This window comes from Streptosporangium sp. NPDC002721 (genome assembly GCF_042888905.1).
GTDB lineage: Bacteria > Actinomycetota > Actinomycetes > Streptosporangiales > Streptosporangiaceae > Streptosporangium.
Genome location: NZ_JBIAQI010000013.1, coordinates 184749 through 201831 on the forward strand (window position 1 = coordinate 184749; position 17083 = coordinate 201831).

Genomic DNA, 17083 nt, shown 5'->3' on the forward strand with positions numbered 1-17083 from the left:
GGCGTCCCGTGCCGCTCACCGGACCACCCGGCCGGCCGGGAGGCCGCCCGCCGTAGCCTGGGCTCAGGGGAGAACGGCCGGGCCCGGCCCGGCGTCCGGCAGGGATCGGCGATCGGTGAGGGACGAGCTGCATGGCACGCGGACGGCTGCGCGTCTATCTGGGGGCGGCCCCCGGCGTGGGCAAGACCTTCGCGATGCTGGCCGAGGGGCACCGGCGCGCGGAGTGCGGCACCGACGTGGTCGTCGGGCTGGTGGAGACGCACGGGCGGGAGCGCGTCGAGAGGCTGCTGGAGGGGATGGAGGTCGTCCCCCGGACGGCGCTGGAGCACCGCGGGGCCGTGTTCGGCGAGCTGGACGTGGACGCCGTCGTCGCCAGGCGGCCGGAGGTCGTGCTGATCGACGAGCTCGCCCACGCCAACGTGCCGGGCTCGCGCAACGCCAGGCGCTGGCAGGACGTGGAGGAGATCCTGGAGGCCGGGATCGACGTGGTCTCCACCGTCGACGTCCAGCACCTGGAGTCGCTCCGCGACGCGGTCGAGGAGATCACCGGGGTGGTCCGGCGCGAGACGGTCCCCGACGAGGTGATACGGCGGGCCGGGCAGGTGGAGCTGGTCGACATGGCCCCGGAGGCGTTGCGCGACCGGGTGGCGCGCGGTGACGTGTACACGCCGGAGAGGGCGGACGCGGCGCTGTCGAAGTACTTCCGGCCGGGCAACCTGACGGCCCTGCGCGAGCTGGCGCTGCTGTGGATGGCGGGCGAGGTCGGCGACCGGCTCGGCCACTACCGCGCCGAGCGCCGCGCCGCCGGGGTGTGGGAGACCCGGGAGCGGGTGGTGGTGGCGCTGGCGGGGGGCCCGGAGGGGGAGACCCTGGTGCGCCGGGCGGCGCGGATCGCGGCCCGGTCCCCGCGGGCGGACCTGCTGGCGGTGCACGTGACGAGGGCCGACGGGCCGGCGAACGCCGATCCGGCGCGCCTGGCCCGGCAGCGCGCGCTGGTGGAGAGCCTGGGGGGCGGCTACCACCAGGTGGTGGGCGACGACGTGCCGCGGGCGTTGCTCGACTTCTCCCGGCGGGTGAACGCCACGCAGCTGGTGCTGGGGGTCTCCCGGCGCGGACGGCTCGCGCGGACCCTCTCCCGCGGGGTCGGCGTGACCACGGCCGCGTCCTCGGGGACCGTCGACGTTCACATGATCACCCACGAGGAGATGGGAAAGTCCGGCGGCCGTGGCCCGTCGCGCGCCGCGCTCACCCGCTCCCGCAGGCTCGCGGGCTGGGGGACGGCGCTGCTGGGACTCCCCCTGCTCACCGCCGCCCTCCTGGGGTTCGACCACGCGACGCTGCCGAGCGTGATACTGCTGTTCCTGCTGATGGTGGTCTGCGTCGCGCTGGCCGGGGGCATGTGGCCCGCGATCACCGCCGCGGTGGCCGGGTTCGCCCTCCTCAACTGGTATTTCACGCCGCCGTTCCACTCGCTGGCCGTGACGCGGCCGGAGAACCTGCTCGCCCTGGTCGTCTACGTGCTGGTCGCGATCATGGTGAGCGCGGTCGTCGACCTGGCGGCCCGCCGGGCCAGGGAGGCCGCCCTCGCGGGCACGGAGGCCGAGGTGCTGGCGACCCTCGCCGGATACGTGCTCCGGGGCGAGGCGGCGCTGCCGTCCCTGCTCTCCCGGCTCAGGGAGATCTTCGGGCTGGCCTCCGTCACCCTCCTGGAACGCCGTCCCGACGGGCGGCCCGGTTCCCCCGGTCCGGATGCCGCAAGCGGCTCCGACGGCTCCGACGGCTTCGAGGGCTCTGAGGGCTCCGGCGGCTCCGAGGGCTCTGAGGGCTCCGGCGGCTCCGAGGGCTCCGACGGTTCTGACGGCTCCGAGGGCTCCGACGGCTGGCGGATCGTGGCGACCGGGGGCGGGGAGCCGTCCACCCGTCCCGGCGTCGCCGACACCGACGTGGTCGTCGACGACGACCTGGTACTGGCCGTACGCGGGTGGCTGCCCGGCACGTCCGGCCGCAGGGTGCTGGAGGCGTTCGCCGCCGAGGCGGCGGTGGCGCTGCGCCACCAGCGTCTCGCCGAGCAGGCGGGGCGGTTGCGCCCGCTCGCCGAGGCCGACAGGATGCGCACCGCGCTGCTCGCCGCGGTCAGCCACGACCTGCGCACCCCGCTCGCCTCGGCCAGGGCCGCCGTGGAGGGCCTGCGCGCCACCGACGTCGACTGGTCGCCGCGGGACAGGGAGGAACTGCTCGCCACGGCCGACGAGTCCCTGGTCAAGCTGGACAGGCTGGTCGCCAACCTGCTCGACATGAGCCGTCTGCAGGCGGGGGTGCTCGGGCTGACGCTCCAGCCGACGGCGCTGGAGGAGATCGTCCCCCGGGTCGTCGACGAGCTGGGCCCGCCGCACGACCGGGTGCTGAACCGCCTGCCCGAGGACCTCCCCGAGATCGCCGCCGACCCGGCGCTGCTCGAACGCGTACTGGTCAACCTCGTCTCCAACGCCGTCCGCTACAGCCCGGCGGGCGTCGCCGTGCTGGTCGGCGCGAGCGTGGACGGCGAGGAAGGCGGCGACGACGGTCAGGTGGAGATCAGGGTCGTCGACCGGGGGCCGGGTATCCCCGAGGAGTCGCGCGACCGGGTCTTCATGCCCTTCCAGCGGCTCGGCGACCGCGACAACGCCACCGGCGTCGGCCTCGGCCTCGCGCTCTCCCGGGGGCTGGCCGAGGCCATGGGCGGCACCCTCGTACCGGACGACACACCGGGCGGGGGCCTCACCATGGTCCTGACCCTGCCCGTCTTCCCGCGGCACCGGGCCGCGCTCGCACCCGTGGAGGACCCGTGACGCGCATCCTCGTCGTCGACGACGAACCCCAGCTCCTGCGGGCGCTGCGGATCAACCTGGCCGCCCGGGGGTACGAGGTGGCCGTGGCCCCCGACGGCGCCGCCGCCCTGCGCCAGGCCGCCGACCGGCATCCCGACCTGGTCGTGCTCGACCTCGGCCTGCCCGACATGGACGGGGTGGACGTCATCCACGGGCTGCGCGGCTGGACCACCGTCCCGATCATCGTGCTGTCCGGCAGGGTCGAGGGCCGCGACAAGGTGGAGGCCCTGGACGCGGGCGCGGACGACTACGTCATCAAGCCGTTCGGCGTCGACGAGCTGCTCGCCAGGATCCGCGCGGTGTCGCGCCGCGCCTCGGTCACCGAGGAGGAACCGGCCCGGTTCGTGATCGGCGAGCACGAGGTGGACCTGGCGGGCAAGACCGTCTCCGGCGGCGTGCGGCTGACCCCCACCGAGTGGCGTCTGCTGGAGATCCTGGTCCGCAACCCCGGCAAGCTGATCACCCAGCGCCGCCTGCTGAACGACGTCTGGGGCGCCGCCTACGGCAAGGAGACCAACTACCTCCGCCAGTACATGGCCCAGATGCGCAAGAAACTGGAGCGCGACCCCGCCCACCCGGTCCACCTGCTCACCGAACCGGGCATGGGCTACCGCTTCCAGCCCTGACCGGCCTTCACCCCTCCCGGTACGGTCTCAACCAGCGGACACCCCCGTGTCAACCACGGGACTACCGGGAATCGGTCAATCACGAGCCTGTAGACCTTCTGGAGGCATGGGTGAGCACGCGGGGGGTGGTCACCGTGATGCTCGGCGCCGCGGTGCTCTTCTCACTGTCGACGCACGACGACACGCGGGCGAGGGCCGCGCCGGCCCGGGTCGCGCCGCTGGACAACCCCGACGGCGTGGGCCCCGGCCTGGCGCCCGTCAGGTCGGCCGGGGACCGGGGCACCGCCGTCAGGCTGATCGGGAAGCTCCGGGTCAGGCCGATGGGCTCCAAGGCCGGCTACACCCGGGCCAGGTTCGGCGAGAACTGGGCCGACACCGCCAAGGGGGTGCCGTACGCGCGCAACGGCTGCGGTACCCGCGACGACCTGCTGGCCCGCGACGGCGAGGACGTGCGCTACCGCCGCGGGTCCGACTGCGTGGTCGTGTCCATGAGGCTGCGCGACCCCTACACCGGCCGGGTCGTCCGCTGGACCAAGAAGCGCTCCGACGAGGTCCAGGTCGACCACGTGGTCCCGCTGTCCTACGAGTGGCGGATGGGAGCCTCCCGCTGGCCGCTGTCCAAGCGGAAGCGCATCGCCAACGACCCGCTCAACCTCCTCCCGGTGTACGGCGACGCCAACGAGGCCAAGGGCGGCTCGGGACCGGCGTCCTGGCTCCCTCCCGTACGCAAGGTCCGCTGTGCCTATGTCGTCCGCTTCGCCCAGGTGGCCCTGAAGTACGACCTGCCGGTCACCCGTGCCGACAAGAGGGTCATGCTCGCCCAGTGCCGGTGACCCTCGCGCGCCCGGCGGACTGTACGAGGGCCGGGACCGTCGCGAGATCGTTCAGGAGCGGGTGTCGCTCAGAAGCGGGGCCGGGTGTCGCTCAGGGGCGGGGCCGGGTGTCGCTCAGGGCCGGGTGTCGCTCAGAAGCGGCGGAGCAGGGCCTGCTTGGCGGTGGTGAACTCCTCGTCGGTGAGGATGCCGTCCCTGTGCAGGTCACCGAGCTCGCGCAGGCGGCGCAGGAGCGAGTCCGGGTCGTCGCCGGCGGGTGCCGGAGGGGTCGCGACGGCCTCGATCGCCGGGGGTTCGGCGGGGGGCAGGCGGGCGTCCGAGGGGTGCGGCAGCCTGGCGAGGATCGCGGCGACGAGCAGCGCCGTCGTGCGGGTCTCCTTGTCGAAGCCCCACAGGACCAGGCAGGCCGGGTCGTGCTTGGGGGCGAGATTGTGCGACGTCACGCCTTTCACCTGGAAGCGGAGATAGCCGTTGTCCAGGCCCGACGTCGGGAACCACTCCACGCCGGCCAGGTCCTTCAGCGCGAGCCGCTGGGGACCGGCCGACCTCTTGGCATCCTCGGTGGCCCAGTTCCATTCGAGGCGGACCGACTCGCCGTCGAACGTCGCGGTGCCGTCGCCCGCGGGGACCACCACGGGCAGGGCGGGGCCCGGCATGAGGTAGCGCTTCGAGGGGCCGTCCGGCACCTGCTCGATCACCAGCGCGTTGCGCACCTCGTCGACGAAGTACTCGGCGGCGCCGGTGCGGTCGGCGTCCACGACCAGCTGGTAGGGGCCGGCGGCGTCGGCGATCCGCCCGAGCGCCGCCTGGTTGAACGGGTCGGCGCCCTCGCGCAGGCGCAGCCGCAGCCTGCCGCCCTTCTTCGCGGGCTCGTAGAAGATGCCCGCCACCGCCTCCAGCGGCACCCGCACCTCGCCCAGCAGCTGCCGCAGTTTCTTCACGCTCCGGTCGCGACCGGGCACGATCCGCAGGATCTCGCCGTCGAACGTCCAGGTTCCGTCACGCACCATGACCTCCGCCATACGGTGATCGTAGGGTGAGCCGGTCGCGATACGCGCGCGGTCGGGCGGCGAATCGTCGGGAGTGGTGTGGCGCGGGCGGGTGGGGCGTCTGTGATCGGGCGGTGAGTCGTCGGGGGTGGCGCGGCGGGGTCGGGTGTGACGTGCGTGATCGGGCGGTGAGTCGTCCGGGTGGTGCGGCGCGGGCGGGTGTGGCGTGCGTGACGGGGCGGTGAATCGGCGAGGGCGGCGCGGCGCGGGCGGTCCGGCTTCCGGTCGGGCGGAGCGGTCTTCTATTCTTCGAAATTGACCAGGCCACCTTCGGAGCCGTTCCACAACCGTCTTCCCAGCCGGTCGCCGACCGCCTCCGGAGCCGATCACCAGCAGGCGAAGGAACTCCCGTGACCTCTCCGGCCCTGACCATCGACGAGCTGACCGCCCGCCGGGACGACGCCCGGCGTGACTACGACGCGCTCGTCCGGCGCGGCCTGTCCCTCGACCTGACGCGGGGCAAGCCGTCGGCGCGGCAGCTCGACCTCTCCGAGGCGCTGCTGGACCTGCCCGGCGGGCACACCGCCGCGGACGGCACCGACTGCCGCAACTACGGCGGGCTCCAGGGGCTGGCCGAGCTCAGGGAGATCTTCAGCGGCCCGCTGCAGGTGCCCGCCGCGCAGCTCGTCGCCGCCGACAACTCCAGCCTCTCGCTGATGCACGACACGATCGTCCACGCCCTGCTCGGCACGCTGCCCGGCGCCGAGCGCCGCTGGGCCGACGAGCCGCGGATCGCGTTCCTGTGCCCGGTGCCCGGGTACGACCGCCACTTCGCCCTGTGCGAGCGGTTCGGCATCGAGCTGATCCCCGTGCCGATGAACGCCGAGGGACCGGACATGGACGTCGTGGAGCGTCTCGTGCTCGACGACCCCCAGGTCAAGGGCATCTGGTGCGTGCCGAAGTACAGCAACCCCGGCGGTGTCTCCTACGGTGACGAGACGGTGCGGCGCCTCGCCGCGATGCCGGCCGCCGCCCCCGACTTCCGGATCTTCTGGGACAACGCCTACGCCGTGCACCACCTGACCGACACGCCCGAGGAGATCGCCGACATCCTGGCGCTGAGTGCCGAGAACGGCCACCCCGACCGCGTCTTCGTCTTCGGTTCCACCTCGAAGATCACCTTCGCCGGTTCCGGCGTCTCCTTCTTCGGGTCGTCCCCGGCCAACGTGGCCTGGCTGCTCGGGCACACCGCCAAGCGCACCATCGGCCCCGACAAGATCAATCATCTCCGCCACGTGGAGTTCCTCCGGGACGAGAACGGCCTGGCCGAGCACATGCGCCGCCACCGGGAGCTGCTGCGGCCGAAGTTCGACGCGGTCGAGACGATCCTCACGAAGGAGCTGGGCGGCAGCGGCCTGGCGACCTGGTCCAGTCCCGCGGGTGGCTACTTCGTCAGCCTCGACGTGCTGGAGGGCTGCGCGCGCGAGGTGGTGAAGCGGGCCGGAGAGGCGGGCATCGCCCTCACCCCCGCGGGCGCCACCCACCCGTACGCGACGGATCCCCGCGACAGCACCATCCGCATCGCCCCCTCCTACCCCGAGCTCGAAGAACTGGAGACGGCCATCTCCGGCCTCGCCACCTGCGTGCGCCTCGTCGCCACCGAGAAGCTTCTGGAGAGTGCCCGCTAGGCACACCTCGCCGGCACCCCGATAGGCGCCCCCGGCAGGGTCACCCCCCGGGCAGCCGGTGCCCGGACAGGCACCCCCGGCGCCCCGGGCGTCCCTCCGGCCGGTTCTCCGCGCCGGGGGACGCTCCGCACAAGCGTCGTCACGCTTCGCGTCCGGCCGTCAAGGAGGTGTCAGGGTAGGGCGGAAGCGCGTAAGGGTTTTGTCCGGAATCGTCGGATTCGCCCCTCGCCGACCTAGCGTCCCCTGTGTCCGGCCGTCCGGCCGGGCCGCGAAAGCAGGAGGAAGCATGGGCGTCTCGCACGCGAGTGGAACCCCGTTGCCGCTACCCGTCCGCCGGGCTCCCGGGGTCCCGGCTCCCGAGGTCCCGGCTCCCGTCACCGGTCTCCCCGACCGGGCGACGAACGCACCCGGCGAGGTCGCCGGTCCCCCGTGGTCGGCGACCACGCGCGTCACGGCCACGGGAGAGGTCACGATCGGCGGGGTGTCCCTCACCGAGATCGCCCACCGGTTCGGCACCCCCAGCTACGTGATCGACGAGACGGACGTGCGGCTGCGCTGCCGCGCCTACCGGGCCGCGCTCCCGGACGCCGAGATCGCGTACGCGGCCAAGGCGTTCCTCTGCCGCGCGATGGCCGACTGGATGCGGGCCGAGGGGATGAGCCTCGACGTCTGCTCGGGAGGCGAGCTGGCGGTCGCCAGGTCCGTCGGGTTCCCCGCGAGGCGGATCATCATGCACGGCAACGCGAAGACCCCGGCCGAGCTGCGCAGGGCGGTGGACGAGGGCGTCGGCAGGATCGTGGTGGACAACATCGGCGAGATCAACAGGCTCGCCGCGCTCGTCCCGATCGACCGGCGCCAGAAGGTGCTGGTCCGGGTGACGCCCGACATCGAGGCGGGCGCCCACCCCAAGATCCGTACCGCGGGCGAGGACCAGAAGTTCGGCCTGTCCATCGTGAGCGGCGCCGCGGGTGACGCCGTGGCCAGGGTCCTGCACCAGCCCCGGCTGGAACTGGCCGGGCTGCACTGCCACCTGGGCTCGCAGATCGACGACGTCGAGCCGTACGAGCGGGCGGCCCGGATCCTGGTCGGCGAGATGGCCCGGATCCGCGACACCCACGGCGTGACCCTGCCCGAGCTCGACCTGGGCGGCGGGCACGGCATCGCCTACCTGCCGGGTGTGGAGGGGCTCAGCCCGGAGCGCTTCGCGGACGCGGTCGTCACCGCGATCACGGAACGGGCCGCCGGGGTCGGCCTGCCGGTGCCCCGGCTCATCGTGGAACCGGGCCGGGCGATCGCCGGCGCCGCCGGGACCACGCTCTACCGTGTCGTCGCGATCAAGCGCGGAGGCTCGCGGACGTTCGTCGCCGTCGACGGCGGGATGAGCGACAACCCCCGCCCCGCCCTGTACGGGGCGCGCTACACCGTACGGCTCGCCGGGCGCGTCTCCCGCGAGGGGCCGCGCCCGTTCACGGTCGTCGGGCACCACTGCGAGACGGGCGACACGATCGCGGAGGACGTCCCGCTCCCCGCCGACCTGCGTCCGGGCGACCTCATCGCGCTGGCGGCCACCGGGGCGTACCACCACTCGATGGCCTCGACCTACAACCTCATGGGCCGGCCCCCAGTCGTCGCCGTGCGCGACGGCCGGGCGAGGCTGCTCGTCCGCAGGGAGATGGAACAGGACCTGCTGCGCCGGGATATGGGCCTGTAGAAGTCCGGCGGCGGGTGAGGAAGGGCGCAAATGAGCGTAGGGAAAGGGTGAAGAAAACATATCGACATTGGCCCGCGGGTGTTTCCCGGGGTTTCATGGAGGGGCGGAGATCTGCCTCCGGCAAATGTCTGCTCCGCAACATATGTCAGTTTTGTGAAAGAGGTGGTGGCGGTGTTCGGCGCCGAACCGGTGGGATTCTCGCTCGCCGGAGGGTTCGTGACCGTCGTCGCCGCGGTCGCGGCCGCGTCGCTGCTCCTCGCCCCGGCGGAGGCCACCGGCCGCGTGCTGATCATGGCGATCGCCGTGTGCGCCCACGCCGCCCGCGAGGTCCGCGCCGGGGTCGCGCTGGCCACGGCCGTCATGGCGTGGTTCTTCAGCACCGGCTTCCTGGTCAACGGTGCCGGGGAGCTCAGCTTCGGCAGGCCCGACCTGCTCCGCCTCGGCCTGCTCGTCGTCGTCGCGCTGGGCGCGAACGCGTGCGCCGCCTCGTACCGGGCGATCACCGCCAGGCGCAGGCTCCGTGTCACGCTGGCCGGAGAAGACCCCTCGCGGCTGGTCCTCGTCCGGAACTGACGCGCACCACCACGGTCCGATGGTTGTGTGATCCGCGTGATCCGTTGACGTTCTCCGGACCGGTCCTCCTGCCGTGCCCGGCTGGCGCCGAGCACGGCATTTCCTGCTGTCCGTCAAGCTCCGCGGGAATTTAGACCGGCGGTGTCTCGCTGGTGAATTTGTCGCAGTTGGCGGGGTACGCGGGAGGCCCGAGAGGCGTTCCCGGAGCGTAGAAGCCCCCCGTTACCGGAACCGGGCGGCCAAGGAGGCACTTCGTCCAGGAGACCTGACCGGCCGAGTTCTGAACCGTGAGGTGAAGATACGGAAGCGCACCGTCCTGAAGGACCGTCGCCGCAACGTCCACCGCATCGATGGGATGGCCGGGGACCGTCGAAAGGTCGTGCCAGCGTGGACTCGTTCGCGGGTCGCGGATCCGTGCCGTCCCGTCGCCCCGAATCGACGCGGTGATCGGTTCGAGAAGCAAGTACGCCACGGACACGGCCGATGTCGGCGCCGGAGGGCCCGCGGGTCCTACGGGTCCCGCCGGACCGGGCGCGCCAGGCGCGCCCGCGGCTCCCGTGGCGCCGGTCGGTCCCACCGGTCCGGTGGCGCCCGGTTCGCCCGCGGGACCGGTCGGTCCCGCCGCGCCGTCCGCGCCCGCGGGGCCGGGGGCACCGGTGGCTCCCGCGGGACCGGCTGGTCCCGCCGGCCCCTCCGGTCCGATCGGGCCTGCCGGTCCTTCGGGCCCGGCTGGTCCCGCCGGCCCGGCCGGCCCGATCGGTCCTGTGAGCCCGTCGGCTCCCGCCGGTCCGATCGGCCCGGCCGGTCCGATCGGCCCGGCCGGGCCCGTGGCGCCTGTGGCGCCCATGGGGCCCGGCGCGCCCGCGGGACCCGGTGCCCCCGGTGCGCCGGGGGCACCGGTGTCACCCTTCGCCCCCGTCGCTCCCGTCGGTCCGGCCGGACCCGCCACTCCCATGGCGCCCACCGGGCCTGCCGGTCCTTCGGGGCCCGCCGGTCCCATCAGCTCGAGTGGGCCGTCCGGAAGGCTCGTCCCGGCCGGGTTGGCCGCGCTTGCCGCGTTGGCCGGGTCCACCGGGTTGGCCGGGTTGGCCGCGCTTGCCGCGTTGGCCGGGTCCACCGGGTTGGCCGGGTTGGCCGCGTTCGCCGGGTCCGCTGACTCCGGCGACAGTCCGAGAGGCGACGTTTTCCTTCCGCTTTCGCGGCTCTCCCTGCTCTTTCCGCCGGCACGGTTGTGCTTGCCGGGACGGTTACGATCACACGCGCAGTGTTTCCCCTGGCACTTGCAGTCTCCCCGCCTGAGAGGTCTCATCAGGGACATACGCGCGTCGTCCAGCGGGCCGGTCACCCTCCGAACCGGAACGGTTCCACCGCCGGTGTCTCGCGCGTCGAGGGAAATGACGCCTGTGGTGTCGGTTACGGCGTTGGCCGCCGGCTGGCAGGAAAGCGCCAGGACGGCACCGATTGCTGTTGTTGCTACGGACCAGTTTTGAGCACGTTTGCCGGAATTAATAATTTGAGCCCGTCTTCTACCGCTAGAAGTCATCGCATTCCATGTCTTTTGTGATTCCAGGGAATCGGATTGCTTGAACCGCGACGGTGGCGGCAAGCAGGAGTTACCCGATGATCGACACGGCAAAGCGCAACCCCCGTTAACGAGGTTTAAAGGGATTCGTCAACGGCGGGGATGTGTCCGGGCCGTTGAACTCGAAACTGTGCGTTACAGGAATCTGCTGCCCTATGAAAATAGTCGCAATTTAGGCTTCTCGGGCACTGCGAGAACTTTGGCGTGATTCGCCGACCATGGCCCGTGATAAGTTATGTGCGGTTTTCGCCGGCGACTTTTCGCTATGGATCCGACGCTCGCCACTGCTTTTCACGCTGTCGTGGTCGGCCGGGTCGACGGCCGCCTGAACGGTCTTTCGGTGAGTCTGGGGTGAACGAACCGTGCGATCGTACGAAACCCCTCCGGGGCATGCCTCGACCGCTCCGGCAACGCGAACCACCGACCCGCTCACGTTGCCTTGGGGAGCTCTCGTACGCAGGGCTGGACCAAGCACCACGTCGAGAACACCGTTCTCACGCGGGTCCGACACACGAGCTGGAGACCGTCACGGTGGGCTCGAGCGCGCCGCCGTTGGTGAATGTGACACTCCATCGGTTGTCGACCACCGACTCGGAGGCCGTCACGTCGACCCCCAGCGCGCTGCCGCTCCATTCTCCGGCGACGACGAGCGTACCCGCCGGGCATATGCCGCCGAGAACGGTCACCGTCGTGTCAGCGGGGACGGGAGTCGGCGTCCCCGCGGCGACTTGCCTGGTGACCAGGGTGCTTGGTCCCGCGGGTCCGGTGGCCCCGGTCAAGCCGATAGGTCCGGCGGGTCCGGCGGGTCCCGTTGCGCCGTCCGCGCCGTCCGCGCCTGCGGGTCCTACGGGGCCTACGGGCCCTGCTGGTCCTGTCGCGCCGTCTGCTCCGGCGGGTCCGGTGGCTCCGGTCAGGCCGATGGGTCCTATCTCACCGTCCGCGCCTGCGGGTCCTGCGGGTCCGGTCAGGCCGATGGGCCCGGCGGGTCCTGCCGGTCCTGCTGGTCCTGTCGCGCCGTCTGCGCCTGCTGGTCCAGCGGGTCCTATTGGTCCGATAGGTCCTGTCGCACCGTCGGCGCCGGCGAGGCCCGTGGCTCCCGTGGGACCGGCAGGGCCTGCCGGGCCGGCGGGGCCGCGCAGCCCGATTCCCGGTAGCCCGTCCTCACCGTCACGGCCATCCCGACCTCACGGCAGCAGCAGCGCTTTCTCCCGCACTTGCATTTCTTCCGCCCGGCGGCTCCCGTGGCATGGATACGTGAACGGTCGCACCTTCCGGTCGCCTCGCGAACAGGCGCGGTCTCGGCGCCGGTGGCCCTCGTTTTGAGGAAAGGAATTCCCGTGATGCCGGTGACGGCGTCAGCCGGAGTCTGGCAGGAAAACGCCAGAATGGCGCCGATCGTCGTGGCGACGGGCCGGTTTCGAGCATGTTTGCCGGTATTGATAATTTGAGTCCGTCTTCTGCCGCTAGAAGTCATCGTATTCCATGTCTTTTGTGATTCAAGGGAGTTGGATTGCTTGAACCGCGATGGTGGCGGCAAGCAGGAGTTACCCGATGATCGACACAGCAAAGCGCAATCCTCGTTAACGAGGGTTAAACGGATTCATCAATTAGAGGGAATATGTCCAAATTATTTGATTTTCTCGCCACATGTTCGCTGTTGATGGCCGCCCTTCGGATTCATGCATTCGCGATAAGGGCTGTTTGGTGTCCGTCGGAGCTTTTACCTGATTGCTCGAATAGCTGCCAACATGTGGGCCGTGTGGTTTTCGCTCCTCTTTCGCGGTGCGTCATCCGAGGCCTTCCGGTGCTCTTGCACCGTCGGAGCCGAGCCGATCGGCCACCGTGCGCTCCGGCTGTACTCCCGGCTAGCTGGACTCCCGCACCACGAGCTGGGTCGGGAGGATCACCGGGGACGCGGGCTCGCCTCTCAGCAGGCCGAGCAGCAGGCGGGCCGAGGCGGCGGCCTGCTCGCCCATGGGGCTGCGCACCGTGGTGAGCGGGGGATCGGTGTAGAGGGCCGCCTCGATGTCGTCGTATCCCACCACCGCCACGTCGTCGGGCACCCGCCGGCCCGCCCGGCGCAGCGCCCGCATGGCGCCGATCGCCATCAGGTCGTTGGCGGCGAACACCGCGTCCAGGGCGGGGTCGTCCCCGAGCAGCTGTGCCATGGCCTCGGCCCCGGAGATCCGGGTGAAGTCGCCGATGGCTACGATCGAGCGCCGTCCGGTCTCGCTCAGGACCTCGCGGTAGGCGCCGATCCTGTCCTGGGCGGCGGACATGTCCAGGGGGCCGGAGATCGTGGCGATCCGGCGCCGTCCCCGCTCCAGCAGGTGCCGCACCGCCTGGGCGGCCCCGCCGGTGTTGTCGTTGTCGACCCACGGCACGTCCAGCCGGAATGCGGGCCTGCCGTGGGAGACGAGGGGAACGCCCGTGGCGGCCAGTGCCGCGGGCAGGGGGTCGGCGCCGTGCATCGACACGAGCATGACCCCGTCCACGTGACGGGCGGCCACGAACTGCCGGGCCCGCACGCGGGCGTCGTCGGAGCCGGCGAGCATGAGCACGACCTGCTTGCCGGCGGCCTCGAACTCACGGCTGGCCGCGCGCACGACGGTGGAGAACATCGGGTCGTCGGAGACGAGTCCGGACGACGGGTCGGAGACGATCACCGCGATGGAGTCGGTGCGCCGGGTCACGAGGCTGCGCGCCGCGGGGTTGGGGACGTAGCCCAGGTCGTTCACCGCCCGCATGACGAGGTCGCGGATGTCGGAGGCGACCGTCGGCTCGCCGTTCACCACCCTGGAGACCGTCGACTTGGACACGCCGGCCCGGGTGGCGACAGCCTCCAGGGTGGGTCGTCTCATGTGGTTCTCCCGCAGTTCGTACCGCCCGCTGACCGGTGGTGCCTGAACGTGCGGTCCCACCCTTCCCAAAGCTTAGTCGATGATCATGAAGAGAGCGCTCCCTCACAAAGGGTGACCGGAAGGGGGATTTCTGTCAATGTCCTGAACGCGACCAAATTTCCCCTCCCGGCGGTCGACGGAGGAAATCTGGGAAAGCGCTCCCCGAGAAGGATCTTCTTAGTCCCAGTTCACAGCCTTTTGTAACGATGCAAGCCATTATCCGGGAGCGCTCCCCGAGGTATCCGGTTGATTGCCGGATCATGTGTAGCCCGTTTCATCCTGGTTAAACGGACACTTGACAGCCCCTGTCGGGCGAGAGCAATCTCTGGGTGAGAGAGCGCTCCCCGACTCGTTACCGGTACGCACCCCCCATCCCCGAGGAGACGCGATGCCCTCGTCCCGAAGTCCCGGCCGCCGTGTGGCCCTGCTGATAGCCGCGGCCGTCACCCTCGTCACGTCCTGTCTCGCGATCATGCCCGCGGAAGCCGCCGACACCCTGCTCTCCCAGGGCAAGACGGCGACCGCCTCGTCCTCGGAGAGCAGCGTGGCCTTCCCGGCGTCCGCGGCCGTCGACGGCAACGCGGGTACCCGCTGGTCCAGCGCGTTCGGCGACCCGCAGTGGATCCAGGTCGACCTCGGCGCCAGCGCGACCATCACGCAGGTGACCCTGAACTGGGAGGCCGCCTACGGCAGGGCCTTCCAGATCCAGACCTCGCCCAACGGCACCACCTGGACGCCGATCCACTCCACGACCACCGGCACCGGCGGCAACCAGACGCTGGCCGTCAACGGCACCGGCCGCTACGTGCGCGTCTACGGCACCCAGCGCGCCACCCAATATGGCTACTCGCTGTGGGAGTTCCAGGTCTACGGGACCATCGGCGGCACCGACCCCGGCCCCGACCCCGACCCGGGCACGCTCAAGTTGCTGTCCTACGGCAGGCCGGGCGCGGCCTCCACCTCCCAGAGCGACGGCAACTGCTGGGAGTGCACCCCCGCACGGGCGTTCGACCGCGACCCCGCCTCCCGCTGGGCGACCAGCTCCACCACCGGCTGGGTCGACCCGGGCTGGATCTCCGTCGACCTCGGCGCGACCGCGCAGGTCAAGCAGGTCGTCCTGCAGTGGGACCCGGCCTACGCCAGGGCGTTCCAGATCCAGGTCTCGGACAACAACACCACCTGGACGCCGATCTACTCCACGACCACCGGCACCGGGTTCAAGCAGACGCTGACCGTCAACGGCACCGGCCGCTACGTGCGCATGTACGGCACCCAGCGCGCCACCCCGTACGGCTACTCGCTGTGGGAGTTCCAGGTCTGGGGCACCGGCGGCGCCCCGATCACCCCGCCGCCGCTCCCGCCGGACCCGGCCAACCCGCCGACGACGCTCGTCTGGAGCGACGAGTTCAACGGCGGCGCGGGCACCAGGCCCGACTCGGCCAAGTGGACCCAGGACCCGGGAACCGGCCCGAACAACGAGCTTGAGTACTACAAGCCCGAGAACACCGCGATGGACGGCAACGGCAACCTCGTCATCACGGCGCGGCAGGAGACCACCGCCGGATCGTCCTGCCCCGGCGGCCCCTGCCAGTACACCTCCGGCCGCATCAACACCGGCGGCAAGTTCACCTTCACGTACGGCAAGGTCGAGGCCCGCGTCAAGGTCCCGAAGGGCAACGGCCTGTGGCCGGCGTTCTGGATGATGGGCGCCGACTTCCTCACCGGCAGGCCCTGGCCGTACAACGGGGAGATCGACATCCTCGAGGTGCTCGGCAAGGACGTCAAGACCTCCTACTCGACCATCCACGCCCCCGCCTACAACGGCGGCGGCGGCATCGGCGCCCCCTACACGCTGCCCAACGGCGCGGACCTCTCCGACGACTTCCACGTCTGGGCCGCCACCTGGGACAGCAAGGGCATCGTCTACACCCTGGACGGCCGGACGGTCCTGACCCTCAGCAAGGCGCAGGTCGAGGCGACGCGGGGGCCGTGGGTCTTCGACCACCCGTTCTACATCATCCTCAACCTCGCGGTGGGCGGCGACTGGCCCGGCCCGCCGGACGCCAGCACCGGCTTCCCCAAGCAGATGCTCGTCGACTACGTACGCGTCTACAAGTAACCCCTCCCGCGAGAACCCCCCTCCGCTCCGGCACGGCTCACCCGAGCCGTGCCGGAGCCCTCCAGAAACCGGAGCCCTCCAGAAACCGGAGCCCTCCAAAACCAGGGCCCTCCAAAACCAGGGCCCTTGAAGCCGGAGCCTCCAAAAACCAGAACCCGCCAGAACCGGAGCCCTTCAGAACCGGAACCCCCAGAACCGGAACCCCCCAGAACCGGAGCCCCTACGGCCGGAGTCCCCCCAAAAAGGAGTCCATCCATGCACCCGGCACTCGCCCCAGCCCGGCTACGACGCCGGTTACGCCCGCTGACCCTGGTGACCGCCATAATGGCGCTCCTGGGCACATCCCTCGTCATCCACACCACCCAGGCAAACGCGACCTCGAAGGTCCAGGCGGAAGGCTCGTCCGCGGCCGTCGTGCGGGTGGCGGAGTTCCTCGCGGACTGCCCGTTCAGTCACCGGCTGCCCGACGACCCGATCATCTTCCCGAACATGCCCGGCGCGTCGCACATGCACAGCTTCTTCGGCAGCACCACCACCAACGCCAACACGACGCTGGCGTCCCTGCAGAGCTCCCCCACCAACTGCAACCCGCGCACCGACCTGTCGTCGTACTGGGTGCCGACCCTCTACAACGGCAACACCCCGGTGGAGCCGACCATCACCACGTTCTACTACCTGGGCGAGGGCGTGCGCGCCGACATCGTCGCCCGGACCCAGCCGCTCCCGCTGGGCCTGCGGATCGTCGCGGGCAACGCCAAGGCGACCACCCCCAACGACCCGACCAGCAACGCTCGCTGGTCGTGCCTGCACGCCGGTCACGTTCCGCCGTCCAAGGACTTCGTGAACTGCCCGGCGGGGACCATGATGGAGTCCTACCTGGACTTCCCGCAGTGCTGGAACGGCAGGGACCTGGACTCCGCCGACCACAAGAGTCACATGGCCTACCCGGTCGGCCAGGCCTGCCCGGCCTCGCACCCGGTGCCGGTGCCGAAGCTGCGCCAGGTGCTGCGCTACCCGGTGAGCGGGAACCCGGCCAACTTCCGGCTGGCGTCGGGTCCCGGATACACGATGCACGGCGACTTCTTCAACGCCTGGCCGGTGGCCGAGATGGAGCGTCGCGTGCGTGACTGCATCCGCCCGGTCATCAAGTGCGGCGCGGACGGCACCCCGTCCTGACGCCGGATCGCCGGATTCG

Annotated in this window: 11 protein-coding genes; 8 read left to right on the plus strand and 3 right to left on the minus strand. The window is 71.2% G+C overall.

The features are described 5' to 3' along the window. Positions 1-131 precede the first annotated feature (131 nt). The 3 genes from ACFYWM_RS20345 to ACFYWM_RS20355 all read left to right on the plus strand — a co-directional run bounded on the left by ACFYWM_RS20345 (position 132) and on the right by ACFYWM_RS20355 (position 4326). On the plus strand, positions 132-2828 hold the full coding sequence (locus ACFYWM_RS20345) for a DUF4118 domain-containing protein (RefSeq protein ID WP_389916839.1): 2697 nt from the start codon (positions 132-134) through the stop codon (positions 2826-2828). Beyond that, positions 2825-3493 (plus strand): response regulator, encoded by a 669-nt coding sequence (locus tag ACFYWM_RS20350; protein ID WP_389916841.1) that lies wholly within the window; start codon positions 2825-2827, stop codon positions 3491-3493. The genes ACFYWM_RS20345 and ACFYWM_RS20350 overlap by 4 nt, the downstream gene beginning before the upstream one ends. A gap of 110 nt (positions 3494-3603) precedes the next feature. Beyond that, positions 3604-4326 (plus strand): HNH endonuclease family protein, encoded by a 723-nt coding sequence (locus tag ACFYWM_RS20355; protein WP_389916843.1) that lies wholly within the window; start codon positions 3604-3606, stop codon positions 4324-4326. A 131-nt stretch (positions 4327-4457) separates the two neighbouring features. On the opposite strand, the gene ACFYWM_RS20360 is transcribed toward ACFYWM_RS20355, so the two are convergent. Then, entirely contained in the window at positions 4458-5348 is an 891-nt protein-coding gene (locus ACFYWM_RS20360; protein ID WP_389916845.1) for a DUF4429 domain-containing protein, read from the minus strand. Positions 5349-5725: 377 nt separating this feature from the next. Between ACFYWM_RS20360 and ACFYWM_RS20365 the strand changes: the two genes are divergently transcribed. The 3 genes from ACFYWM_RS20365 to ACFYWM_RS20375 all read left to right on the plus strand — a co-directional run bounded on the left by ACFYWM_RS20365 (position 5726) and on the right by ACFYWM_RS20375 (position 9287). Further along, positions 5726-7003 (plus strand): aminotransferase class I/II-fold pyridoxal phosphate-dependent enzyme, encoded by a 1278-nt coding sequence (locus ACFYWM_RS20365; RefSeq protein ID WP_389916847.1) that lies wholly within the window; start codon positions 5726-5728, stop codon positions 7001-7003. A gap of 286 nt (positions 7004-7289) precedes the next feature. After that, complete coding sequence (gene lysA / locus ACFYWM_RS20370) at positions 7290-8714, plus strand: diaminopimelate decarboxylase (protein WP_389916849.1); 1425 nt, start codon at positions 7290-7292, stop codon at positions 8712-8714. Positions 8715-8867: 153 nt separating this feature from the next. Then, positions 8868-9287 (plus strand): hypothetical protein, encoded by a 420-nt coding sequence (locus ACFYWM_RS20375; protein ID WP_389916851.1) that lies wholly within the window; start codon positions 8868-8870, stop codon positions 9285-9287. 2076 nt (positions 9288-11363) lie between these two features. Here ACFYWM_RS20375 and ACFYWM_RS20380 read toward each other — a convergent pair. Then, positions 11364-11555: a hypothetical protein gene (locus ACFYWM_RS20380; RefSeq protein WP_389916853.1), complete on the minus strand. Its 192-nt coding sequence runs from the start codon at positions 11553-11555 to the stop codon at positions 11364-11366. 1179 nt (positions 11556-12734) lie between these two features. Beyond that, positions 12735-13730 carry a LacI family DNA-binding transcriptional regulator gene (locus tag ACFYWM_RS20385; protein ID WP_389916855.1) on the minus strand — a complete coding sequence of 332 codons (996 nt, stop codon included), beginning with the start codon at positions 13728-13730 and terminating at the stop codon, positions 12735-12737. A 427-nt stretch (positions 13731-14157) separates the two neighbouring features. Between ACFYWM_RS20385 and ACFYWM_RS20390 the strand changes: the two genes are divergently transcribed. After that, the gene (locus ACFYWM_RS20390) at positions 14158-15888 is read left to right on the plus strand and encodes a discoidin domain-containing protein (RefSeq protein WP_389916857.1); all 1731 of its coding nucleotides are present in this window, start codon (positions 14158-14160) and stop codon (positions 15886-15888) included. A gap of 255 nt (positions 15889-16143) precedes the next feature. Beyond that, positions 16144-17064 carry a DUF1996 domain-containing protein gene (locus tag ACFYWM_RS20395; protein ID WP_389916859.1) on the plus strand — a complete coding sequence of 307 codons (921 nt, stop codon included), beginning with the start codon at positions 16144-16146 and terminating at the stop codon, positions 17062-17064. The last annotated feature ends 19 nt before the right edge of the window (positions 17065-17083 follow it).